Source organism: Allomuricauda sp. CP2A (assembly GCF_001683915.1).
In the GTDB taxonomy this organism is placed as follows: Bacteria; Bacteroidota; Bacteroidia; order Flavobacteriales; family Flavobacteriaceae; genus Flagellimonas.
The window spans coordinates 17,095-39,129 of the sequence record NZ_LXTT01000035.1; the positions used below are offsets into that span (position 1 = coordinate 17,095).

At 44.1% G+C, this 22,035-nt stretch carries 18 protein-coding genes; 11 read left to right on the top strand and 7 right to left on the bottom strand.

The features are described 5' to 3' along the window. Window positions 1-21: 21 nt before the first annotated feature. From A7D14_RS04800 to A7D14_RS04810, 3 genes are all read right to left on the bottom strand, one after another. A complete protein-coding gene (locus A7D14_RS04800) occupies window positions 22-741 on the bottom strand; it encodes a GNAT family N-acetyltransferase (RefSeq protein ID WP_067030758.1) in 720 nt (239 codons plus the stop codon). 7 nt (window positions 742-748) lie between these two features. Continuing rightward, on the bottom strand, window positions 749-1,300 hold the full coding sequence (locus A7D14_RS04805; RefSeq protein WP_067030761.1) for an NADPH-dependent FMN reductase: 552 nt from the start codon (window positions 1,298-1,300) through the stop codon (window positions 749-751). Window positions 1,301-1,379: 79 nt separating this feature from the next. Further along, window positions 1,380-1,958, bottom strand: a complete 579-nt coding sequence (locus A7D14_RS04810; protein WP_067030764.1) for a Crp/Fnr family transcriptional regulator — start codon at window positions 1,956-1,958, stop codon at window positions 1,380-1,382. 118 nt (window positions 1,959-2,076) lie between these two features. Here A7D14_RS04810 and A7D14_RS04815 point away from each other — a divergent pair, with 118 nt between their 5' ends. Then, complete coding sequence (locus A7D14_RS04815; protein ID WP_067030767.1) at window positions 2,077-2,499, top strand: DoxX family protein; 423 nt, start codon at window positions 2,077-2,079, stop codon at window positions 2,497-2,499. Window positions 2,500-2,584: 85 nt separating this feature from the next. On the opposite strand, the gene A7D14_RS04820 is transcribed toward A7D14_RS04815, so the two are convergent. Beyond that, window positions 2,585-4,078 carry a potassium/proton antiporter gene (locus tag A7D14_RS04820; RefSeq protein ID WP_067030770.1) on the bottom strand — a complete coding sequence of 498 codons (1,494 nt, stop codon included), beginning with the start codon at window positions 4,076-4,078 and terminating at the stop codon, window positions 2,585-2,587. A gap of 405 nt (window positions 4,079-4,483) precedes the next feature. Between A7D14_RS04820 and A7D14_RS04825 the strand changes: the two genes are divergently transcribed. Next, the gene (locus A7D14_RS04825) at window positions 4,484-5,332 is read left to right on the top strand and encodes a PD40 domain-containing protein (protein ID WP_083157982.1); all 849 of its coding nucleotides are present in this window, start codon (window positions 4,484-4,486) and stop codon (window positions 5,330-5,332) included. A gap of 665 nt (window positions 5,333-5,997) precedes the next feature. After that, a complete protein-coding gene (locus A7D14_RS04835) occupies window positions 5,998-6,642 on the top strand; it encodes a response regulator transcription factor (protein WP_067030810.1) in 645 nt (214 codons plus the stop codon). A 116-nt stretch (window positions 6,643-6,758) separates the two neighbouring features. On the opposite strand, the gene dnaK is transcribed toward A7D14_RS04835, so the two are convergent. After that, window positions 6,759-8,675 (bottom strand): molecular chaperone DnaK, encoded by a 1,917-nt coding sequence (gene dnaK, locus A7D14_RS04840; protein ID WP_067030778.1) that lies wholly within the window; start codon window positions 8,673-8,675, stop codon window positions 6,759-6,761. A gap of 230 nt (window positions 8,676-8,905) precedes the next feature. Between dnaK and A7D14_RS04845 the strand changes: the two genes are divergently transcribed. After that, a complete protein-coding gene (locus A7D14_RS04845) occupies window positions 8,906-10,330 on the top strand; it encodes an L-serine ammonia-lyase (protein WP_067030781.1) in 1,425 nt (474 codons plus the stop codon). A 23-nt stretch (window positions 10,331-10,353) separates the two neighbouring features. Further along, complete coding sequence (locus A7D14_RS04850) at window positions 10,354-11,460, top strand: glycoside hydrolase family 105 protein (protein WP_067030814.1); 1,107 nt, start codon at window positions 10,354-10,356, stop codon at window positions 11,458-11,460. Window positions 11,461-11,473: 13 nt separating this feature from the next. On the opposite strand, the gene A7D14_RS04855 is transcribed toward A7D14_RS04850, so the two are convergent. After that, complete coding sequence (locus A7D14_RS04855; RefSeq protein WP_141673219.1) at window positions 11,474-11,956, bottom strand: nuclear transport factor 2 family protein; 483 nt, start codon at window positions 11,954-11,956, stop codon at window positions 11,474-11,476. Between the two features lie 72 nt (window positions 11,957-12,028). On the opposite strand from A7D14_RS04855, the gene panB reads away from it, so the two are divergent. Further along, window positions 12,029-12,847, top strand: coding sequence for a 3-methyl-2-oxobutanoate hydroxymethyltransferase (gene panB, locus A7D14_RS04860; protein WP_067030784.1), 819 nt, complete (start codon window positions 12,029-12,031; stop codon window positions 12,845-12,847). Between the two features lie 3 nt (window positions 12,848-12,850). Next, the gene (locus A7D14_RS04865) at window positions 12,851-13,570 is read left to right on the top strand and encodes an RluA family pseudouridine synthase (RefSeq protein WP_067030787.1); all 720 of its coding nucleotides are present in this window, start codon (window positions 12,851-12,853) and stop codon (window positions 13,568-13,570) included. Here A7D14_RS04865 and A7D14_RS04870 read toward each other — a convergent pair. Next, window positions 13,567-15,111: a hypothetical protein gene (locus tag A7D14_RS04870; protein WP_067030790.1), complete on the bottom strand. Its 1,545-nt coding sequence runs from the start codon at window positions 15,109-15,111 to the stop codon at window positions 13,567-13,569. The two genes, A7D14_RS04865 and A7D14_RS04870, sit on opposite strands and share 4 nt — an antisense overlap. A 146-nt stretch (window positions 15,112-15,257) precedes the next feature. On the opposite strand from A7D14_RS04870, the gene A7D14_RS04875 reads away from it, so the two are divergent. From A7D14_RS04875 to A7D14_RS04895, 4 genes are all read left to right on the top strand, one after another. After that, entirely contained in the window at window positions 15,258-16,430 is a 1,173-nt protein-coding gene (locus A7D14_RS04875) for a 2-isopropylmalate synthase (RefSeq protein ID WP_083157984.1), read from the top strand. A 41-nt stretch (window positions 16,431-16,471) separates the two neighbouring features. Continuing rightward, the gene (leuB, locus tag A7D14_RS04880) at window positions 16,472-17,590 is read left to right on the top strand and encodes a 3-isopropylmalate dehydrogenase (protein ID WP_067030793.1); all 1,119 of its coding nucleotides are present in this window, start codon (window positions 16,472-16,474) and stop codon (window positions 17,588-17,590) included. A 418-nt stretch (window positions 17,591-18,008) separates the two neighbouring features. After that, complete coding sequence (locus tag A7D14_RS04885; RefSeq protein WP_067030796.1) at window positions 18,009-19,322, top strand: BspA family leucine-rich repeat surface protein; 1,314 nt, start codon at window positions 18,009-18,011, stop codon at window positions 19,320-19,322. A gap of 605 nt (window positions 19,323-19,927) precedes the next feature. Further along, on the top strand, window positions 19,928-21,568 hold the full coding sequence (locus A7D14_RS04895) for a BspA family leucine-rich repeat surface protein (RefSeq protein ID WP_083157986.1): 1,641 nt from the start codon (window positions 19,928-19,930) through the stop codon (window positions 21,566-21,568). Window positions 21,569-22,035: the final 467 nt, after the last annotated feature.

Consider the following 22,035-nt stretch of genomic DNA (forward strand, 5'->3'; position numbering starts at 1 on the left):
TTTTAAAATTACCCTGATAGGCTATAATGAATAGCTTTGCAAAGTTCCATGGTTTTTAAAGCCCATTTTTTGATAAATCCGCTCGCCAGCTTCAGAGGCCACCAAATAAATCTGTTGACTTCCATTTTTTTGGGCTTCATGTATCAAATGTTGGGTCATTAGCTTTCCTAGTCCCCTGCCCCTGAATTGAGACAGAGTTCCTATCATGTGGATTCCGGCAATTTGATTCTTATCCAAATAAACCATACCACAACTACCATAAGCATCCCCATGTTTTCCCAAAAAGAGCTTGAATGATTGACTTTTGAACAATGGAGAGATGGTCGTCTTCAGGACGGGATACCCAAAGGATTCTGATGCTACATTGGCAAAGATTCTTGATTTTTCATCAGAATCTACCTGTTCTATTTTCATGGGATCAATTTCAATCCCAGTATGGTTTGATATGTCCATGGCCATGGCCTTAATGGTCGAAGCCAAGGTAAAACCCTGATCAAGCAAATGCTTTGCAATTTCCTTATCTTCATAAATACTGACGGAATTGGGAACGACCCCCATCTCAATTTGATCCTTGAGCAAATCGATGTTGAAGCCAGTCCCCTTTAAACCAAATACCTTACTTGGCCAGGATTCTTGGTTTGGAGTAGTATACGAATATTCCTTCTCCGCATTTAGAAATCCTCCCCGATCTCCAATTTCTGCCCAAAATGCAAAAAGATGTTCTACAATGTTTTGGTTCATGACATCATCAATTTTGAAAATGCTCCTCTTCTGAAGCAATAAGATTCAATACTATTTCATTGAGTTTTTCCCGAATCGAAGGAATGACAATCTCACCCTTTCCAGCATCAAAATTTTCAGAAAAACTTCCCAAAGAATATTGCCCAACCAGATTTCCGCCCCATCTGCCCACCAATCCTGCCAATAGCTGCAAATGGGTCCTTCCTCCGGTGACACCCGGAGATGTGCTCAATAGAAGAATGGGCTTTTGTCCAAAAAATTGCTGGTCAATTCTTGAAAGCCAGTCGATGATGTTCTTTAGAAAAGCCGAAGGGAGTCCATTGTGTTCTGGGGATGCCACAATAAAGCCATCTGCCTCAGTGAAAATTTGGAAAAGCTTTCTGATCTTTTCCGGAGTGCCCATTTCTTCAATGGCCTGACTGTAAATAGGCACATTGAATTCTTTCAGATCCACAAACTCGATTCCGGCTTTGGGAAACTCGGAAATAATGTGCTTGACAAGTTTCTCGTTGATTGAATCGGGGTTATTACTCCCCGTAAAGGCTATGATTTTTTTCATTCGGCACTGATTTAAAAATTACAGCACAAACCTATTCGTTCTATCCAGGAATAATCTTAAGGTGTCTTAAGAAAGGAATCTACTTTAAATTTTTCCTGAGGGCGCTCAAAAACTCGGGGGTCATACCCAAATAGGAAGCAACCATATACTGTGGCACCCGCTGTTCTATATCCCTATATTTTGAACGAAATTCCAAATAGCGCTCCTCTGCACTCTTGCTCATGGCATTAATGGTCCTATCCTGAAGGGACACATAGGCCTTTTCAAATTTTAGTCTGAAAAAGCGTTCCATAGCCGGGATTTCATCATAAAGCCCTTGCAGAGCATCCCGATGAATCTGAAGTACAATTGTAGGCTCCAAGGCCTGCACAAATTGCTTGGCCGGGGTTTGGGTAAGGTAGCTATAAAGGTCGTTCACCCACCAACCTTCAACACCAAATTGAACCACGTGTTCCTTGGCCTCTTCATCCATATAATAGGCCCGTAAACATCCGTCTGAGATAAACTGCATATGGGAAGAAACATCGCCAGTGAATAGGAGGATTTCTTTTTTTTTGAGCTTCCGTTCCTTAAAACTGTCCAAAACCACGGTAGCTTCAGAGGTGGTCAAAACCACCGATTCCCTTAAGTGCTCTAAAAGTTTTTCCTTAGGTTCCACTGACTACTGGCTATTTAATGGGTCTGATAAGTCGTTGTTTTTATAAAAAATATTCATCAAAGTTAACTAAATCAAAGTTTTGCGACCAAGTTGATGTATCCTAAAAACTATTGCAACAATGAATGCAAAATCAATCATCAATCTGGCCCTAAAAGTTGTTCCTGCCATCATCTTATTGCAGACCTTATTTTTTAAGTTTTCCGCTGCACCGGAATCGGTCTTTATTTTTGAAACCCTGGGACTGGAGCCTGTTGGCCGAATTGGGATTGGAATTCTTGAACTCATCACCGCCATTCTCTTATTGGTTCCCAGAACAACTTGGCTGGGTGCCATTTTGGGTATAGGCCTTATGGTAGGGGCTATTTTTTTGCATCTTACCCAACTTGGTATTGTGGTACAAAATGATGGAGGAGCTTTGTTCATCTTGGCGGTGGTTACATTGATTTTCTGTGGTATTTTAGCTTGGATGAACCGTCACCAAATTCCTGTCCTGAGAAAACTTTTCCCCCAACAGAAGGAATCTACAATTCAACCAAAATAAACTATTTACAGTCGCTATTTTTAGGTAAGAATTTAAAGAGATGTGAAAATGGAACTCGGATTGGGCAATTTCATTGAAAATAGCCCTATTTGTCTCTTTCTACACCCCCTTCCCCTGTAGGAATCGAGAGTGAGGCATAGACTTTTTCAAGAATTTCAGCTTTATCCGTAAGCACGACCAGCTTGTCGTTTGCCTCAACCACAGTGGAACCGTTAGGGGTAATGTAATTTCCATCGCGCTCTATCATTGCTATGATGGCTTTTTTGGGAAAGTTCAGGTTTACGATTTTCAACCCGGCAGCAGGGCAACCTTCCTTGATTCTAATTTCTTTCATAATGGCTTTGGGATGCTCGGTGAGCAATTCATCTGTTGGGGATAAAGGCTTTGCCTTTTCCGGAAGGCCAACATGCAACCATTTTGCCACTATGGACAGGGTGCTTCCTTGAATGAGCACCGAGGTGATGGACACAAAGAAAACAATGTTGAATATGATACTGGCTTTATCTATTCCTGCCAAAAGTGGATAGGTGGCAAATACGATAGGGACCGCTCCCCGTAATCCCACCCAAGAAATATAGAACCTACGCCTCAGTTTCATCCTAAAAGGCATCAACGAGATAAAAACGGCCAAGGGTCGGGCCACAAAAATCAAGAAAAGTGCAATCAATAAACCTACACCTATAAAAGGAACTATCTCCGACGGGAAAACCAGTAGTCCCAGCGTTAGGAAGAGCACTATTTCCATAAGCCAGGCCAGACCATCGAACATACGCATGATGGTCTTTTTGTGAATCAGGTTTTGGTTCCCCAAGTACACCGAACAAATGTAGATGGCCAGAAACCCATTTCCGCCTATAAAATCCGTTGCAGAGAACGTAATGAACATCAAGGCTATGGTCAGCACCGGATACAGTCCTTCAAAGTCCAGTTTGATCCTGTTGATGATGATTTTACTCAGTTTGCCGAAAAGAAAGCCCAAAACCCCTCCTATTACCATTTGTAAAAAGAAGAATGGAAGAATGGAAAGTATGCTATTTTCAGGATGCTGGACCAAGGACAAAAAGGCAATGGTAAGCACATAGGCCATAGGGTCATTACTACCACTCTCCAACTCCAGTGTTGGTCTCAGGTTCTTTTTAAGCGCCAAATTTTTGCCCCTTAGTATTGAAAACACTGCCGCGGCATCGGTAGAGGAAACAATTGCGCCCAACAGCAAACTTTCATACAGGCTGAAATCGGTTATCAGAAAAACAAAGTAACCCAGACCCACCGCGGTAAGCAAAACGCCCAAGGTTGAAAGGGCAATTCCTTCCCTGAGAACGGGTTTAACGGATTGCCAACTGGTATCCAGACCCCCGGAGAACAAAATAAAGTTCAGCGAAACCACCCCTACAAATTGAGCTACTTTTGGATTATCAAAATTAATTCCCCCGATACCATCCGATCCGGCCAACATTCCAATGGCCAGAAACAAAAGTAAGGTGGGAATACCAAAACGGTAGCTGGTCTTTCCTGCTATAATGCTTATCAGCAATAGGATTGACCCCACCAAAATGATATTCTCTATTGTTATATCCATTCTTTAATCGCTATTCGTAATTTACAGAATCACCTATTCATTGGAGCCAAATGAAACGAACCATAGATCTATCACCAAAGTTTTAGGAGTGGTTTATTGAACAACGAAGGTAATTTAAATTGTGCTATTGACAGCGATATAACATGGGATTGGAGTGCTATCAAAAACACAAACAATCAGACATTGAAGTATTTAGCCTTCTTTCATAACATAAACTTTGTTCCGTTTATCCGCATAAAAGTCCGTTTATCGGTGCTTTTGGACTATTTGGTTACCAATCAGCTAAAATTTATTCGATGAAATGCACTTTTTAGTCGTTAAAATAAAAAACCTATGAAAAATTCATAAGTATTCCCAGTAATTCTTTTTGATCTTTGTGATGTATTAACCCCCAAATCTAATATCATGACACGTTCAATCTTTTACAGCCTATTTATTACAGGAATGCTTTTGAGCAGTTCAATTGCCACGGCCCAAATGGCCAAAGACTTAATCAGTACCACTTTGGATGGTAACCTATCCACCTTAGATGGTTATGTTCCCTCCATGACCATTACCAATGATGGAAAAACAGCTTATTTCAGTAAAACCACTGAGCAAAAGCCACTATACGGAGTGTTCTCCAAAAAAGAAATTATCCATGAGATCTACCGGGCCGAAAACATAAATGGTGAATGGAAAAACATTACCAAAATGGATGTTTGCCCCAAATATGCCTCTGCCAAGCACCCTACCGTTTCTGAAGACGGAAAGCGATTGTTCTTTGCTTCGAACATGCGCGGTAGCTATGGAAAATATGACATCTATGTGGCCGATATAAAGGCCGATGGAAGCTTGGGTGTTTCCAAAAACTTGGGCCCCAAGGTAAATACCAAAGAAGATGAGCTTTATCCGAGCCTGTACAACGGTACATTGTTGTTCTTTGCCTCCGAAGGACGCGATGGTTACGGTGGCTTAGATCTGTATGCCACACAAGTTGTGTTGAACACCTTGACCCCTTCTGTGAACTTAGGCAATCACATCAACAGCGATAGCGATGACTATGCCATTCAGTTGAGCCCAGAAAAAGGATTGGGATTTGTAGTGAGCAACAGAGGCCAAAACAGCACCATATCGCAATATACCGTGGCTTATGGCAGCAACAAAAAGACCCAAAATCAGTATGAAGATGTTGCCGACAATGGAGCTGCCCTTCAAACTGCCATGAACGATGCGACCCACTATGAAGTAACCAGCACTTCGTTTGAAGACTAATAAGACATAAAAAATAAATCGGTCAACCACCCAAGTGTCATTTGATTCTGTTTCATAGCCGAGATCGAAACACACATGACCATGATAAGAAAGACAGGGGGAACTGACAGTCTATCATAGAAAGCGGGTTGTACTATTTCAATCTGACCGATTTTTTCAGCAGGAACAGGGTGCCACTAAAAGCACCCTGTTTTTTTTATTCAATATTCTGACTAACAGATATTTGATGGTTTATTATACTCTATTTCAGGCTGAATAGAAGAATGCATTTGAACGAAAAAAGCTACAATTTCGTCTATTGCACTAAAAAAATTTCTACTTTAATTCTTGAAATAGTACAAACCCAAATCTTTTAGTCATGAAAAAAAACTACAACTCTCGGAAAAAAGGAATTCCTAAACCCATTTTCAACCTCAGTTTTTAGGTAACCTACAACCTTTTCTAAACTTCATTTTTTGATGTAATCCCTTTGGGATTAGTGTCGGTATATTCAATTTTGGAATAGCCACCGGTATTTCCGTATACCTACTTAACGCGGAAAATGCTTCAGGTTTGGCCATTCCATCAATCTTGAAAATACTTCGAATGGAATACCTTTTGCCCAATTTTGGGTGAAATGGAAGGCGAATTATGCAAAAGAATCAGACCCCCAAATCTTTCTTATCATGAAAACTAACCCTTTACAAATTGCGATCATTGACAATGATGCAAGCCTATATCCCATCTATAGGTTTTATTTTGAAAATGTGATGGAGTATGAATTGCACGGCATATATAAATCTGTGCACGATCTGTTGTCCCACTTTGGACGGACCAATCCGGATATTGTGGTTTCGGAAGTGTCCTTGGCCGGTATTTCAGGAATTGATGGATTGGAATACCTCCACAAGAAGAATGAAGACCTCAAGGTCTTGATGATGAGCAAACAGAACGATTTTAAAATCATCAGGGAAGCGTTCAAAAAAGGAGCCAGTGGTTTTCTTACCAAGCCATTGACCAAAGAACGACTGTTCAATGCGGTTGAGGCTCTGGACCAACACGGTGTGGCCTTGGAACATGAGCTTGTCAAGAAAATCATCAACTCTTTTCAGACCAAGACCTTTGATTCCTTCTCACGAAAGGAAAACCAAATCATTGAGCTCCTTACCCAGGGATTCACCTACAAAATGATCGCGGACCGACTTTGTGTAACACCGAGCGCGGTGAACTTTCACATCCAGAACATTTACGTAAAACTCAATGTTAATTCAAAATCCGAGGCATTGCAAAAGCTTCGGGAAATGGAAATGCGGCAATTGAACGCTGCGTAGTTCCCAAAACCAAGCAAACAAAAAACCCTGACTCACGGTCAGGGTTTTTTAATCTATTTATTTAGAAGTTTACTTTACTTCTTCAAAGTCTATCCTTCGACTTCGCTCAGGACAGGCTACTTGACTTCTTCGAAGTCTACGTCCTCAACATTATCGCCTTCTTTGGCACTTCCTCCACCTGTAGAACCTTCGGTTCCGGCGGTATCTTCACCATTGGCTTGGGCCGCTTCGGCCTGTGCTTTGTACATTTCCTCGGAAGCTACTTTCCACGCTTCGTTGATTTTATCCAAAGCAGGCGTAATTACCGCTAGGTCTTTGCCCTCGTAAGCTTTCTTCAATTCTTCCAAAGCTTCTTCAATTGGCTTTTTCTTGTCGTCGGACAATTTATCGCCAAATTCCTTCAATTGCTTTTCAGTTTGGAAGATCATCGCATCAGCTTCATTCAGCTTATCGGCAGTTTCCTTAGCTTTCTTATCTGCTTCGGCATTGGCCTCAGCTTCAGCTTTCATCTTTTGGATTTCCTCCTCGGTCAAACCAGAAGAAGCCTCAATACGGATGTCTTGTGACTTACCGGTTGCTTTATCCGTTGCGGAAACCTTGATGATACCGTTGGCATCAATGTCAAAGGTCACTTCAATCTGAGGCGTACCTCTTGGCGCTGGTGGAATACCGTCCAAGTGGAACCTTCCAATGGTCTTGTTATCCGCAGCCATAGGTCTTTCTCCTTGTAGTACGTGAATCTCAACCGAAGGTTGATTGTCCGCTGCTGTGGAGAATACCTGTGATTTCTTGGTTGGGATGGTAGTGTTCGCCTCAATCAATTTGGTGAACACACTTCCCATGGTTTCAATACCCAAAGAAAGTGGGGTAACATCCAACAAGAGTACATCTTTTACATCCCCTGTCAATACACCACCTTGGATAGCGGCACCAATGGCCACAACCTCATCCGGGTTAACCCCTTTGGATGGTTTTTTACCGAAGAATTTCTCAACGGCTTCCTGTACCGCAGGGATACGGGTAGAACCACCTACCAAAATAATTTCATCAATATCGCTTTTTGAAAGACCGGCAGCTTTTAGCGCAGTCTCACAAGGTGCAATAGTTCTTTTTACCAAGTCTTCAATCAATTGTTCAAACTTGGAACGGGATAGCGTTCTTACCAAGTGCTTTGGTCCTGAGGCTGTTGCTGTAACATAAGGCAAGTTGATTTCTGTCTGTGCAGAAGATGACAACTCAATCTTAGCCTTTTCGGCAGCTTCACGCAAACGCTGAAGGGCCATGGGATCCTTGCGAAGGTCCATATCTTCATCTTTGATGAATTCCTCGGCCAACCAATCAATAATTTTTTGGTCAACATCGTCACCACCCAAGTGGGTGTCACCATCGGTTGACAATACTTCAAAAACACCGTCTCCCAATTCCAAAATGGAAACATCGTGCGTACCACCACCAAAGTCAAACACCACTATTTTCTGGTCCTTGTCCTTTTTGTCCAGGCCATAGGCCAAAGATGCAGCGGTTGGCTCGTTGATGATTCGCTCCACGGTAAGACCGGCAATTTCACCAGCTTCTTTGGTGGCCTGTCTTTGGGAGTCGTTAAAGTATGCAGGAACCGTGATCACCGCACGGGTAACATCCTGACCCAAGTAATCCTCGGCGGTTTTCTTCATTTTTTGAAGAATCATGGCCGAAAGTTCTTGGGGCGTGTACAAACGACCATCCACATCCACTCGTGGGGTGTCATTGTCGCCCTTTACCACTTTGTAAGGAACACGTTCCGCTTCTTTTTTGGATTCAGAGAATTTGTTCCCCATGAATCTTTTTATCGAATAAATCGTCTTGTTGGGATTGGTGACCGCCTGTCTTTTGGCAGGATCTCCTACCTTTATTTCTCCGCCTTCCACAAATGCGATTACAGAAGGAGTGGTACGTTTTCCTTCGGCATTTGGAATTACCACAGGCTCGTTACCTTCCATTACAGAGACGCAGGAGTTGGTCGTACCCAAGTCTATACCTATAATTTTGCTCATCGTATCTAAAAGTTATATCTGTTTACAGTTCTTTTTAAGCTCGCACAATAAAGGTCAATGATTATGCCATGCACCAGAATATGACAAGGTGTCAGCTATTTAATACGATTTAGTAGGTTCTTGGGCAAAATTGCAGGTGTGTCACGGTGGTTTTCTTTCTAGATTCATTCGGTTCCATTTCTCATTTTATATCATGGAGGTTGTTATATTTGGAACAGTAAATTGCATTTATGGAATGTATCAGTGTGTTTGATATGCTTAAAATCGGTGTGGGGCCTTCCAGTTCCCATACCCTTGGTCCTTGGAGGGCTGCGGAACGTTGGATAAATGAGCTTAAAGACCAAGACATTTTCAATGAGGTGGTGGAAATTAAAGTGTTTCTCTACGGTTCCCTTTCATTGACGGGCAAAGGCCATGCCACGGACATTGCCGTGGTAATGGGATTGTTGGGCACCGACCCGGTGACCGTTCCCATTGAAAGCATCAATACCACTCTGGAACAAATAAAAACGGACCAAAAATTAAATTTTGGAGGGCTTCGCGAAATCCCTTTCGATTTTAAGAATGATATCATCTTTAAAAAAGAGTTTCTACCCTTTCATTCCAATGCCATTCAGTTTGAAGCATTTTTGAGCAACGGAAAGCATGCTACCGAAACCTATTATTCCATTGGCGGTGGTTTTGTGGTGAAGGAAGAATTGATTCACTCCAAGGAAAACAAAGAAACGTTCAAATCCTTTCCACATCCGGTCAAAACCGGAAACGAATTGCTCCAACACTGTTTGGATCAAGGCAAATCCATTTCTGAAATTGTCTTGGAAAATGAGCTGTCACTGCGAACCGAAACCGAAATCGACGAAGGCCTGCAACACATCTGGAACACCATGCTGGAATGCATGTACGTGGGCTGCCATACCGAAGGAAAGCTTCCTGGAGGACTCAATGTAAAACGACGTGCTTTTGAGATGCACCAAAAATTAAAAGGGGATGCCCCCTACTCCAATCCACAGGAGTGGTTGGAAAGTATCCGGGATACCGAGGTTAAATTCCGGCAGATCATTAAGTGGGTCAGTTGTTTTGCCCTGAGCGTGAACGAAGTCAACGCCTCTTTGGGAAGGGTTGTCACCGCACCCACCAATGGAAGTGCCGGGGTAATTCCTGCAGTTCTCATGTATTATATGGTGATTGAAAACCACGATGCCGATTTTGATGATGTCCGCCAATTTTTGTTGGTGGCCAGCGAAGTGGGGAGTATTTTTAAGAAAGGGGCAACTATTTCGGCGGCCATGGGCGGATGTCAAGCAGAAATTGGGGTCTCATCAGCAATGGCTGCTGCAGGACTTACCGAGCTTATGGGCGGGTCGCCAGAACAGGTGTTGATCGCTGCCGAAATTGCCATGGAACACCATTTGGGCCTCACTTGTGATCCTATCGGCGGGTTGGTCCAAGTGCCCTGCATCGAGCGCAATGCCATGGGAGCCATAAAAGCCATAAATGCTGCGGAGCTTGCCTTGGACACCGACCCCAAAGAGGTCAAGGTGCCTTTGGACAAGGTGGTGGAAACTATGTGGGAAACCGCCAAGGATATGAGCTCAAAATATAAGGAGACCTCAGAAGGAGGTTTGGCCGTAGGCGTATTTTTGAGTGATTGTTAATTTCACAAAATAATATTGAAACCATGAAACATATATTTGTAGTATTAGGTTGCTTTCTCTTCATTTCAACCCCTATTTTTTCCCAAGACATCAAACCGGAAGAAGTCAAAAGCATCATGAGAAAAGTCGCGGATTGGCAAATTGAGCACTATCGCGATGCTTTCACCTATGATACACCGCATCATCCGCTCGATTGGACCAATGGAGCACTTTATGTGGGCATGGCAAAGTGGGCCGCCATGGCCGATGGTGACAAATATTACACTTGGCTAAAAACCGTTGGCGGATTACACGATTGGAAATTACATGAACGAATCTACCATGCAGATGATCATACGGTTGGTCAGTTTTACCTTGATCTCTATAAAAAATATGGCGATGAAAAAATGTTGAAACCCACCCAAGAGCAATTTGATTACATCATGTACCACCCCGCCAAGACTGCTCTGAACTGGGAAAGCCCCTATCATCAATCTAGATGGAATTGGTGTGATGCGCTCTTCATGTCGCCACCCGTTTGGGCCAAATTGTACAAGATTACGGGAGAGAAAAAATATCTTGACTTTATGATGTCAGAATTCAAGGCCACCACCGACTTCCTTTTTGACAAAGAGGAAAATTTGTACTACCGTGATGAAAGCTATATGGGCAAGCTGGATAACGGCACAAAAATATTTTGGTCACGGGGCAATGGTTGGGTGTTCGCCGGATTGGTCAATAGTATGAACGAATTGGAACCCGAAAGCGCTGAATACCAATATTTCAAGGATATTTTTGAAAAAATGGCTGCCAAACTGTTGAAAATCCAAACTCCAGACGGGCATTGGGCCATGAGTTTGTTGGGGCAGGAATTTTATCCCACCCCTGAAACCAGCGGCACTTCCTTTTATGTTTTTGGACTTGCGTGGGGCATCAACAAGGGTATTTTGGACAAGAAAACCTATGGCCCTGCGGTTGAGAAAGCGTGGAAAGCTTTGGTTAGCCACGTTACCCCGAAAGGCATGTTGGGCTATGTGCAACCCATTGGGGCCGCTCCCGGAAAAGCATGGCCCGACAAAACCGAAGTCTATGGCACCGGAGCATTTTTAAGTGCGGGTACAGAAGTGTATAAATTGTATGGCGGCCAATAATTTTATAAGGTTTCTACTCCTCCATGCAGCCAGCCCTTCCGCGGGTGTCAATTAAGTAGATGATTTTCCATTCCCCATCAAAATCAACCAATTGAAAGGAGTTGATACCACAGTGGCTGAATTCATCATTTAACCAAAACTCATACCCTACCCAGGCATTGGCCATGGTCCGATCTACTTGAATGGAAAATGAAGTGAGCTTTTCTTCAAATTTAATACTGTCGGGGATACTACAAATGGAAGTCAAAAATTTTGAAAATTCCTCTTCCCTGAAACGGGTTTTCCCCTCTTGATCTTTGCCAGTGGTTTGAAGCACTACCCTATCGGCTACCGTACTCTTGATAATGCTTGAATCCTGTTTGTGGAACCCATCAAAAAAGGTTTCGATGGCCTGTTTCACCTGTTCATGGGCATCAATTTCAGGGGGGTTGGGACCTTGGGCGTTGCCATTGATACATAAAAGACAAAAAAATGCCAAACTGAATACAATTTTCATGATACTGAAGTTTTTTGATTGAAGTCCAAATTAAACAAATCTGCTTACATTTAGCGCATAAAACTGAACCAAATGTCTGTTGCCAAAAAAGAATACAAAAGGATTACAGTGAAATCCCTGATTGAAATGAAACAAAGCGGTGAAAAGATTTCCATGCTCACCTCTTATGACTATTCCATGGCCAAAATTGTGGATGCCGCCAATGTGGATGTGATCTTGGTTGGGGATTCCGCCAGCAATGTCATCGCAGGTCATGAAACCACCCTTCCCATCACTTTGGATCAAATGATTTACCACGCCAGCTCTGTGGTGCGGGCCGCCAAAAGAGCCTTGGTGGTTGTGGATATCCCTTTTGGAAGTTATCAAAGCGACTCCAAAGAAGCACTTCGCTCCGCTATCCGCATTATGAAGGAAAGTGGTGCCCATGCGATAAAGGTGGAAGGCGGCACTGAAATCAAGGGATCTGTAGGCCGAATTCTTCAAGCGGGCATTCCTGTTATGGGCCATTTGGGACTCACGCCGCAGTCCATTTATAAATTCGGTACCTATACCGTTCGTGCCAAGGAAGAGGAAGAAGCTGAAAAGCTGAAATCTGATGCCAAATTATTGGAAGAATTGGGTTGTTTTGCCATCGTTCTGGAAAAAATACCAGCAACCTTGGCACAAGAAGTGGCCGAAAGTGTTTCAATCCCAATCATTGGTATTGGTGCTGGAAACGGGGTGGATGGTCAAGTGTTGGTGGTTCATGACCTTTTGGGAATGACCCACGAATTTCATCCAAGGTTTCTGAGAAGATATATGAATCTTTATGATGATATGAGTGAAGCCATTTCACAATATGTGGACGATGTAAAGAGCAGGGATTTTCCTAATGATGATGAATCGTATTGAAAAGTGAATTCCAAAAATCCAAAAGACCAAAAATCCAACAAGTCCACCCCATCCAACCTTCAGGTCCTGTATGAGGACAACCACCTTGTTGTGGTCAATAAACGGGTCGGGGACATTGTACAGGGGGACAAAACCGGAGATACCCCACTCAGCGAGGTGGTAAAGCAATACCTCAAAGAAAAATACAACAAGCCCGGTAATGTGTATCTGGGAGTGGTGCACCGATTGGACCGACCCACTTCAGGAATTGTGCTCTTTGCCAAGACCTCCAAAGCCTTACCACGACTCAATAAGCTGTTTTCCGAAGGAAATACCAAAAAAATGTATTGGGCCGTGGTTCAGAATGCACCGAGAAACCAGCAAGAAACCTTGACCCATTGGATGGTTCGCAATCCAAAACAGAACAAGTCCTATGCACATGAAAAGGAAGTCCCCAACAGCAAAAAGGCGGTTTTGGACTACACCCTCATTAAAAAGTTGGACAACTACTACCTCTTGGAAATTGATTTGAAGACGGGGCGGCACCATCAAATCCGAGCGCAATTGGCCGCTATGGGTTGTTATATCAAAGGGGATTTAAAATACGGCGCTGATCGAAGCAATAAAAACGGCGGTATCCATTTACATGCCCGAAGTTTGGAATTGGAGCATCCCGTACAAAAGGAGACCATCACATTTGTGGCTCCGCCACCGGAAGACCCCGTTTGGAACGCCTGCCTTTAGCGGGTGACAGCAAGTGCCTTTTCGCGAATGATCTGACCCACCGGTTTGTTTTCCAAATGACTTTCCAGCCAAGAAAGGATATCCAAGTATAAAAACGCTCTCTTCTCGTAGGGATGGTTCTCGTACTTTTTCAACTCATTATAGAGTTTTTGGAACTCATTTTTTAGCTCATGGGGGTAGATATCACCCAGCCTCCTCAGAAATTTTATCATCTCTTTCTGAACGGCATGTAAGTCGTTCATTTTCAATAAAAATTTGTACGTACTTTTAAGTTGTACTTCCAGATGGTAGTCCATACCTGCCTCATAATGCGCCACCAAGCTCAACACCCGTGCAAAACACATGAGATCTTCCCGCATTTTCAGGTTCTTGTTGGAAATGATCTTCTTTAAATAGACAATACAGTTTTTATTGTCGCCATTGCCAAAATACAGACAGGCTATCTTGTAGTAGAGCAGCATAATGTGATGCTCGTCAATCCGTTCACGGTGTTTTTTAATGCCATATTCAATAATATTGACCAAGTACAAGCCTTTATCAAAAGTGCCCTCCAAGAAATGAAGGTTCAACTTATTGGAATTGATGTACAAAAATGCCAACGAGGCAATATTATCGTTCTGTGGGAAGTTGGAGTCCCCTACTTGCTTTTCCAAACGGTTCAATGTCTCCCTGAACTGGGATGCGTATTTTACAAAGAACAACGACTCCAAGAGATAATGGTTTCCTTTTAAGAAAAAGACCGGATTCAAAGGGATCATCTCTTTATTTTCATAAAAAAGGTCTACCCATTTACTGGCATATTTATACGCTGACAAAAAGTCCTGAATCAATAAACTGTACCATAAATGAGCTTTGTACAACCAAAGTTTCTCCCGAAATCCCAACTTATCCAACTCATAGGCGGGCAAATGTGCTTCAAAATAGGTTTTTACTTTTTGCAGGTCTTCATCGCTTCGAACATAGCCCACTTTCAGCATCATTCCATAAAGCTGAAGGGAAAGATTGGACAGTTTGCTCGCCATTACGTTTAGGGCCGAAAGTTCCTTGGCCTGCACCGCAAGTTCATCTGCCCTATCCGGAATACTTCGGGTAATGTACTGGGTCTCTATCACCTTTTCCAACTCCACAATTTCATAGGCCACATTTTTTTCCTCATGCTCAATGGCAAAGGTCTTGGCCTTGTCCAAAATCTTTAAGCTTTGCTTGTACAATCCTTTTTGATAAAGAATGGTGGCGAAATCCAACTGCTCCCGAATCTGCACTCGTGCATTTTGGTTGACCGGATTCAACCGTAGACTCACTAAAATCTGCTTGTACAAATGCGCTTTTAGGTTGGAAAGTTGTGCTTTTTTCACAATGCCGCTCTCCAAAATTTGTCGCTCGTCGTACTTTCGCATTTTGTCCAACAGATTAAAAAGCGCCAAGAATTTTGCATCCGTATTGACCCCTAAACGGCCCACATACAGTTTAAATTGGCGTTTTTCCGATTTGGAAAGCGATTTTATCAACACGAACAACGCGTCCTTACTGGCATTTGTCATCGTAAAAAATATAATTTAACTATTTGTATTTCAATACATTATATACTAGTGAATACAATTTAACGTTGTAAAGGATTCCATCCCTTTTTTATTCTTCCCTTATCCTTGTCTATTTTCGTAGTACTTAGAAGAAACAGACAAAAATAATGGGTAAAGATAAGGTACAAATTTTTGATACGACACTGAGAGACGGAGAACAAGTTCCTGGATGTAAGTTGGACACGGAGCAAAAATTGGTGATCGCCAAACGTCTGGATGATTTGGGCGTGGATGTGATCGAAGCCGGCTTCCCAATTTCCAGTCCTGGCGACTTCAAGTCTGTTCAGGAAATTTCCAAATTGGTCAAAAATGCAACGGTCTGCGGACTCACCCGCGCCGTAAAAAAAGATATTGAAGTGGCCGCCGAGGCCATCAAAGAAGCAAATAAACCAAGGATACATACCGGAATCGGAACATCGGATTCCCACATCAAGTACAAGTTCAACTCAACCCGTGAAAAAATCATAGAACGTGCTGTTGAGGCTGTTGCCTATGCCAAGACTTTTGTTGAGGATGTTGAGTTCTATGCTGAGGATGCCGGACGCACGGACAACGAGTTTTTGGCCCAGGTTTGTGAAGCTGTCGTAAAGGCCGGAGCCACTGTGCTCAACATTCCTGATACAACCGGATATTGCTTGCCCGAGGAATACGGTGCCAAAATGAAGTATCTGAAGGAAAATGTGAAAGGCATCGATAAAGCCATTCTTTCCTGTCATTGCCATAATGATTTGGGATTGGCCACGGCCAACTCTATTGCAGGGGTTATCAATGGAGCTCGACAGATTGAATGTACCATCAACGGTATTGGAGAACGTGCAGGGAACACCTCTTTGGAAGAAGTGGTGATGATCCTAAGACAACATCCCTATCTAAATTTGGATACCGGCATCAATAGCAAGCTGCTTTGGGATACTAGCCGTATGGTCTCCCAAAAAATGGGAATGCCCGTGCAGCCCAACAAGGCCATCGTAGGGGCCAATGCCTTTGCGCACAGCTCTGGCATACATCAAGATGGGGTCATCAAACAACGAGAGACTTATGAAATCATTGACCCAAAAGATGTGGGCGTTAATGAATCTTCCATTGTATTGACAGCAAGAAGTGGTCGCGCTGCCTTGGCCTACCGAGCCAAAAAAGTGGGTTATGAACTCACTAAATTGCAATTGGACGCCGTTTATGAGAATTTCTTGAAGTTTGCCGACCGCAAAAAGGAAATTTTGGATGAGGATATCCATCAAATTGTGGAAACCAGCAATATCAGCATCCAAAGCATCGCATAATTTCCCATTCTATATTTTAAAAATCGTAATCAAGGTACTAGATGAATTTGAACATTGCTTTGCTACCTGGAGATGGTATAGGACCCGAGGTGTTGGCCCAGGCGGTGAAATGTTTGCAAGCTGTTGAGGAGACGTTCAACCATCATTTTGTTTATAAAGAAGCACCAGTGGGCGCCATCGCCATTCAAAAAAAGGGGACACCCCTGCCCGACAGCACCCTAAAATTATGCAAAGAGGCCGATGCGGTTCTGTTTGGGGCCATTGGTGACCCTAAATACGACAATGACCCCGATGCAAAAGTGCGTCCAGAACAGGGGTTGTTGAAATTGCGAAAAGAGTTGGGGCTTTTTGCCAATATTAGGCCCATTCAAGCCTATCCTTCCCTACTCGATAGATCACCCTTGAAAAAGGAAATTATTTCAGGTACCGATTTTGTCATATATAGGGAACTGACAGGCGGCATCTACTTTGGAGAAAAAAAATTGAACGAGGAAGGTACCGTGGCCTCCGATCTTTGTGAATATTCGGAGGAAGAGATAAGCCGTATTGCCCACTTGGCTTTCAAAGCAGCTAAAAGCAGAAAAAAGAAACTCACTTTGGTGGACAAGGCCAATGTTCTGGAATCTTCCAGACTTTGGCGCAAAGTGGTCGCCAAAATAGGGGAAAGCTATCCCGAAGTTGCCTTGGATTTCCTGTTTGTGGACAATGCCGCCATGCAAATCATTCTAAACCCCAGTCAGTTTGATGTCATCCTTACCGAAAATATGTTCGGGGACATTATTTCTGATGAAGGAAGTGTCATTGGGGGATCTATCGGATTGTTGGCCTCCGCTTCGGTTGGGGATGATAATGCCCTATTTGAGCCCATTCACGGTTCATTTCCACAGGGAGCAGGGAAAGATATTGCCAATCCCATCGCTTCCATTCTCTCCGCAGCCATGTTGTTGGAACATTTTGATCTTTCAGAAGAAGCAACCGCCATTAAAAAAGCAGTGGAGAAAGCCCTGAAAAAGGGAATCGTCACTTCGGATTTGAGGCCCAAAAGTCAATATGGGACCAACCAAGTTGGTGATTTTATCGCCCACAATATTGTGGACATTGAGGATGATTTCAACATGAATGATGAAAACATAGACCTCGGTAAGTCCACGATCATCTAACTTCCTTTGATGGCAGCTCAGAGGTAAAATTAGACTTTAAGACTTCCAGTAATCCATTGGGCAGTAGGTCAGTGGACATGACGCAAGTTTCAAGCACCAAATTCCAATAATCCAAAAGTCAAGAGTCAAGAGACAAGACAAAATCAAGCCCAAGTATCAAGTTCCAATAACATAACAACACAATAACCGAATAACTGAATAACCCCTGCCTACGGCAGGCTTCCAGTAAGCAGTAGATCAGTGGGCAGTTGGCAGTAACTCCTACCTACGGCAGACAGGCAGTAACCCAATAACTGAATAACCCAGTAACAATACAAAAGCGGCCTACATCAACCCAAAAACACCATTCGTCAAATCGCCCCAAAAAGTCAGTCAGAGTTTTTGGAAATTGTGGTTTTAACCATAAATCCATAGAAAGATGGCTCAAAAAAAATTGTTGTTCCTGCCCCTTTTCGCCTTGGGCCTTGTAATTTCCTGTAGCAAGGACGATGGAGCCAGCACCCCGCCGAACACCGCTCCCGTGATCAAGGCACAGACATTCAGTGCTGCCGAGAACATAACCGATGCAGCTACCATTGGAACGGTCACCGCCACCGATGCCGACAAGGATGACGCCCTTACCTTTACCATGATCACAAACGACGACAATCTGTTTGAAATTGATCCAGCCTCTGGAAAACTGAGCTTGGCACCCGGCAAGTCCTTGGACTTTGAGACCGCCGAAGGACACAGCATTAGCGTTGAGGTGACCGATGGTGTCAACGACCCTGTCTCCGCAGAGATTACCATCACCGTTACCAATGTCATTGAATCCTTGGCCGAGGATCCCGCTTCCTTTGTCACAATATGGGTGACCACGGCCAACAATGAATCGATTAAGATTGGGGTGGATCCAGATCTTACCTACGACTATACCATAGATTGGGGTGATGGCACGGTTGAGAACATTACCTACAGCAGCTTCGCCGCCCAACACGAGTACGCCCAGCCGGGCACCCATACCGTGGCCATAAAGGGCACTTTTCCAGCAATTTTAATGGATAAATATGCTGGCATTGTCGCTAAAGCTGATGCGCTTAAATTGGCAAGCATAGAACAATGGGGCACCAATCGATGGGCCACCATGCATGCTGCCTTCATAGATTGTGAGAACATGGTGTACAACGCCACGGACATGCCGGATCTCTCCCAAGTGACCGACATGGGTAGTATGTTCGCTTATGCCATTGCCTTCAATGGGGATATCAGTGGCTGGGATGTAAGTACTGTCACCAATATGGGTGGTATGTTCTATGGTGCCGCTAGCTTCAACGGGGACATCAGTGGCTGGGACGTAAGCAATGTCACCGATATGAGGGGTATGTTCCATGGCGCCGATGCCTTTGAAGGGATTGGTCTTAGTAACTGGAACGTAGGAAATGTGACTGATATGAGTATTATGTTCTCTGGTGCCGCTGCCTTTAACGGAAATCTTGGGGCATGGGACATTGGCAGTGTTACCAAAATGGATCTTATGTTGAAAGAATCTGGACTAAGCCCTAACAATTATAGCGCAACATTGGAAGGCTGGGCAACCCATGTGCAGAACAATAATGGGCCGTCCAATATTATGTTGGGCGCTGAATCGGTCAATTATTGCAATACACAGCTAACGCAGAATGCACGTAATTTGTTGATGAACAATTTTGGATGGACCATCACTGATGAGGGGGGTACCAACAATTGCAATTGATCGGTAAGGCCAAAGGCCGCCCAACCGCCTACTTATCTATAAAGAACGCCGGGAGATTTTGTCTTCCGGTGTTTTTGGTTTATTCAGATAGGAGACGAGAGAGGAGAGAGGAGAGAAAAGAGACAAGAATCAAGAGTTATGAGTTAAGAACAAACAATCCTTTGTGCCAATTCCTGCCTGAGTCAAAATCAAAAACAGGATTTACTGCTGACTGTGCACTGCATACTGGCTTCCGGCTTCCCCGCCTGCGGCGGGCAGGCGACTTCCGACTTCCAATAACCCAGTAATTCAGTATGCAGTATGCAGTAACTCAGTAACTCAATAACCAAAGAGACTAGAGACAAGAGACATGAAACATGAAACCGTCAACCAAAAGTACAAGTTCAAACTCCCGACTTCCCCACCTGCGGCGGGCAGGCGACTTCCGACTTCCGACTCCCGACTCCCGACTTCCAACTTCCAACAACAAAATAACTGAATAACCCATACCATCCATCAGCCAAAAGCGGCCTACATCAACCCAAAAACAGCATCCGTCAGATCGCACCAAAAAGTCAGCCCGGGTTTTGGGAAATTGCGGTTTCAACCCTTTAAATTTTAAAAAAATGAAACAAAAAAAATTGTTGTTCTTGGCCCTTTTCGCTTTGGGCCTTGTAATTTCATGTAGCAAGGACGACAGTCCATCGACACCCGTGGCAAAGGCACCGACCATAAGCGGGTTAACGCCCAGTTCCGGACCTGTGGGCACGGTGTTCGTGATCTCCGGAACCAATTTCAGCACCACGCCCTCGAAGAACACCGTGAAGATCGGTACCACCACCGCTACGGTTTCCGCGGCCACCGCCACCAAGATCACCACCTCGGTGCCCCAAGGCGCCACTACTGGCAAGGTGAGCGTCACTGTAGGGGGAAAGATCGTCACTTCCACGGGAAATTTCACCGTGACCCAGGAGCAGGCCAACAACGCACCCCCCGTGATCGAGGCCCAAAGCTTTGAGGCGGCGGAGGACATTGCCGACACCGATGTGATCGGCACCGTTGTGGCAACGGATCCGGAACAGGATGCCCTCACCTTTTCCATAAGCACAAACGACAACGATCTGTTTGAGATCACCGCCAATGGCGAGCTGAGCCTTGCAGAGGGCAAGGCCCTGGACTTTGAGACCGACGAAGGGCACACCATTACCGTTGCGGTGACCGACGGTGTAAACGACCCTGTCTCCGCAGAGATCACCATCACCGTGACCAATGTCTACGAGAGCCTGGCCGAGGATCCCGCCTCCTTTGTCACAACATGGGTGACCACGGCCAACAATGAGACCATTAAGATCGGGGTGGATCCGGACTATGATGACTACGACTATACCATAGACTGGGGAGATGGCACGGTGGAGGACATCACCGACAGCAACGACCCCCAGCACGAGTACGCCGAGGTGGGCACTTATACCGTGGCCATAATAGGCACTTTTCCGGCAATACGGATGAACAATGGCAATCTCGTTAATGCAGACCGGGATAAATTGGCAAGCATAGAGCAATGGGGCACCAACCCTTGGGCCAGCATGAACAATGCCTTCGCAAGTTGTGGGAATATGGTGTACAATGCCACGGACGAGCCGGACCTCTCCCAAGTGACCAATATGAGTGGTTTGTTCATTGGTGTCAGCACCTTCAACGGGGACATCAGCGGTTGGGATGTGAGCAAGGTCACCGATATGAGTTTTATGTTCGATGATGCCAGTGCCTTCAACGGGGACCTTAGTGACTGGGATGTAAGTAATGTCACCAATATGAGTAATATGTTCGCTGATGCCGATGCCTTTGAAGGAACTGGTCTCAGCAGTTGGAATGTAAGCAATGTCACCAACATGAGTGGTATGTTCAATTATGCCGTTTCCTTCAATGCGGACCTCAGTGGTTGGGATGTAAGCAATGTAACCAGTATGAGAGAAATGTTCTATCAAGCCGATGTTTTCAACAGTAATCTTGGAGCATGGAAGATCGGCAATGTCATCGATATGACTGGTATGTTGGAAGGATCGGGGCTTAGCTCGACAAACTATTCCGCTACACTGGTGGGCTGGCACGATTATGTAGAAGCAAACGGTGCCCCCGTAGATATCATCACCTTGGGCGCATCTGGACTTCTATACTGCAATAGTGCCTCGAACAAACGTTCTGTCCTTGCAGTGGTGTATGGTTGGTATATCGATGACGCTGGTCCCGATCAAACCTGTCCTTGATCCCTATCCCTGATTGAGCATTTAGGCCAAGGCCCAATTACCTACTTATCTATAAAGAACGCCGGGAGATTTTGTCTTCCGGTGTTTTTTGGTTTATTCAGATAGGAGAGGAGAGAAAAGAGAAAAGAGACGAGACAAGTTCCAGCTAGCATCGTGTGCATTCGTGAAATTCGTGTCAGGAAACAATAAACAGTGGGCAGTAACTCAGTAACTCAGTAACTCAGTAACTCAGTAACTCAGTAACAAAATAACTGAATAACCCATTACAAGAGACAAGAGACAAGAATCAAGAATCAAGAATCAAGAGTTATGAGTTATGAGTTATGAGTTAAGTGTAAGAGTCAAGAACAAACAAGCCTTCGTGAAAATTCCTGCCTAAAGGCAGCAGGTATCGAGAAATCAAAGATTCAGCGTAGCTAATCGATTTTTTGCATACCGCCAAAGCAGGTCTCGATACATTCCAAACT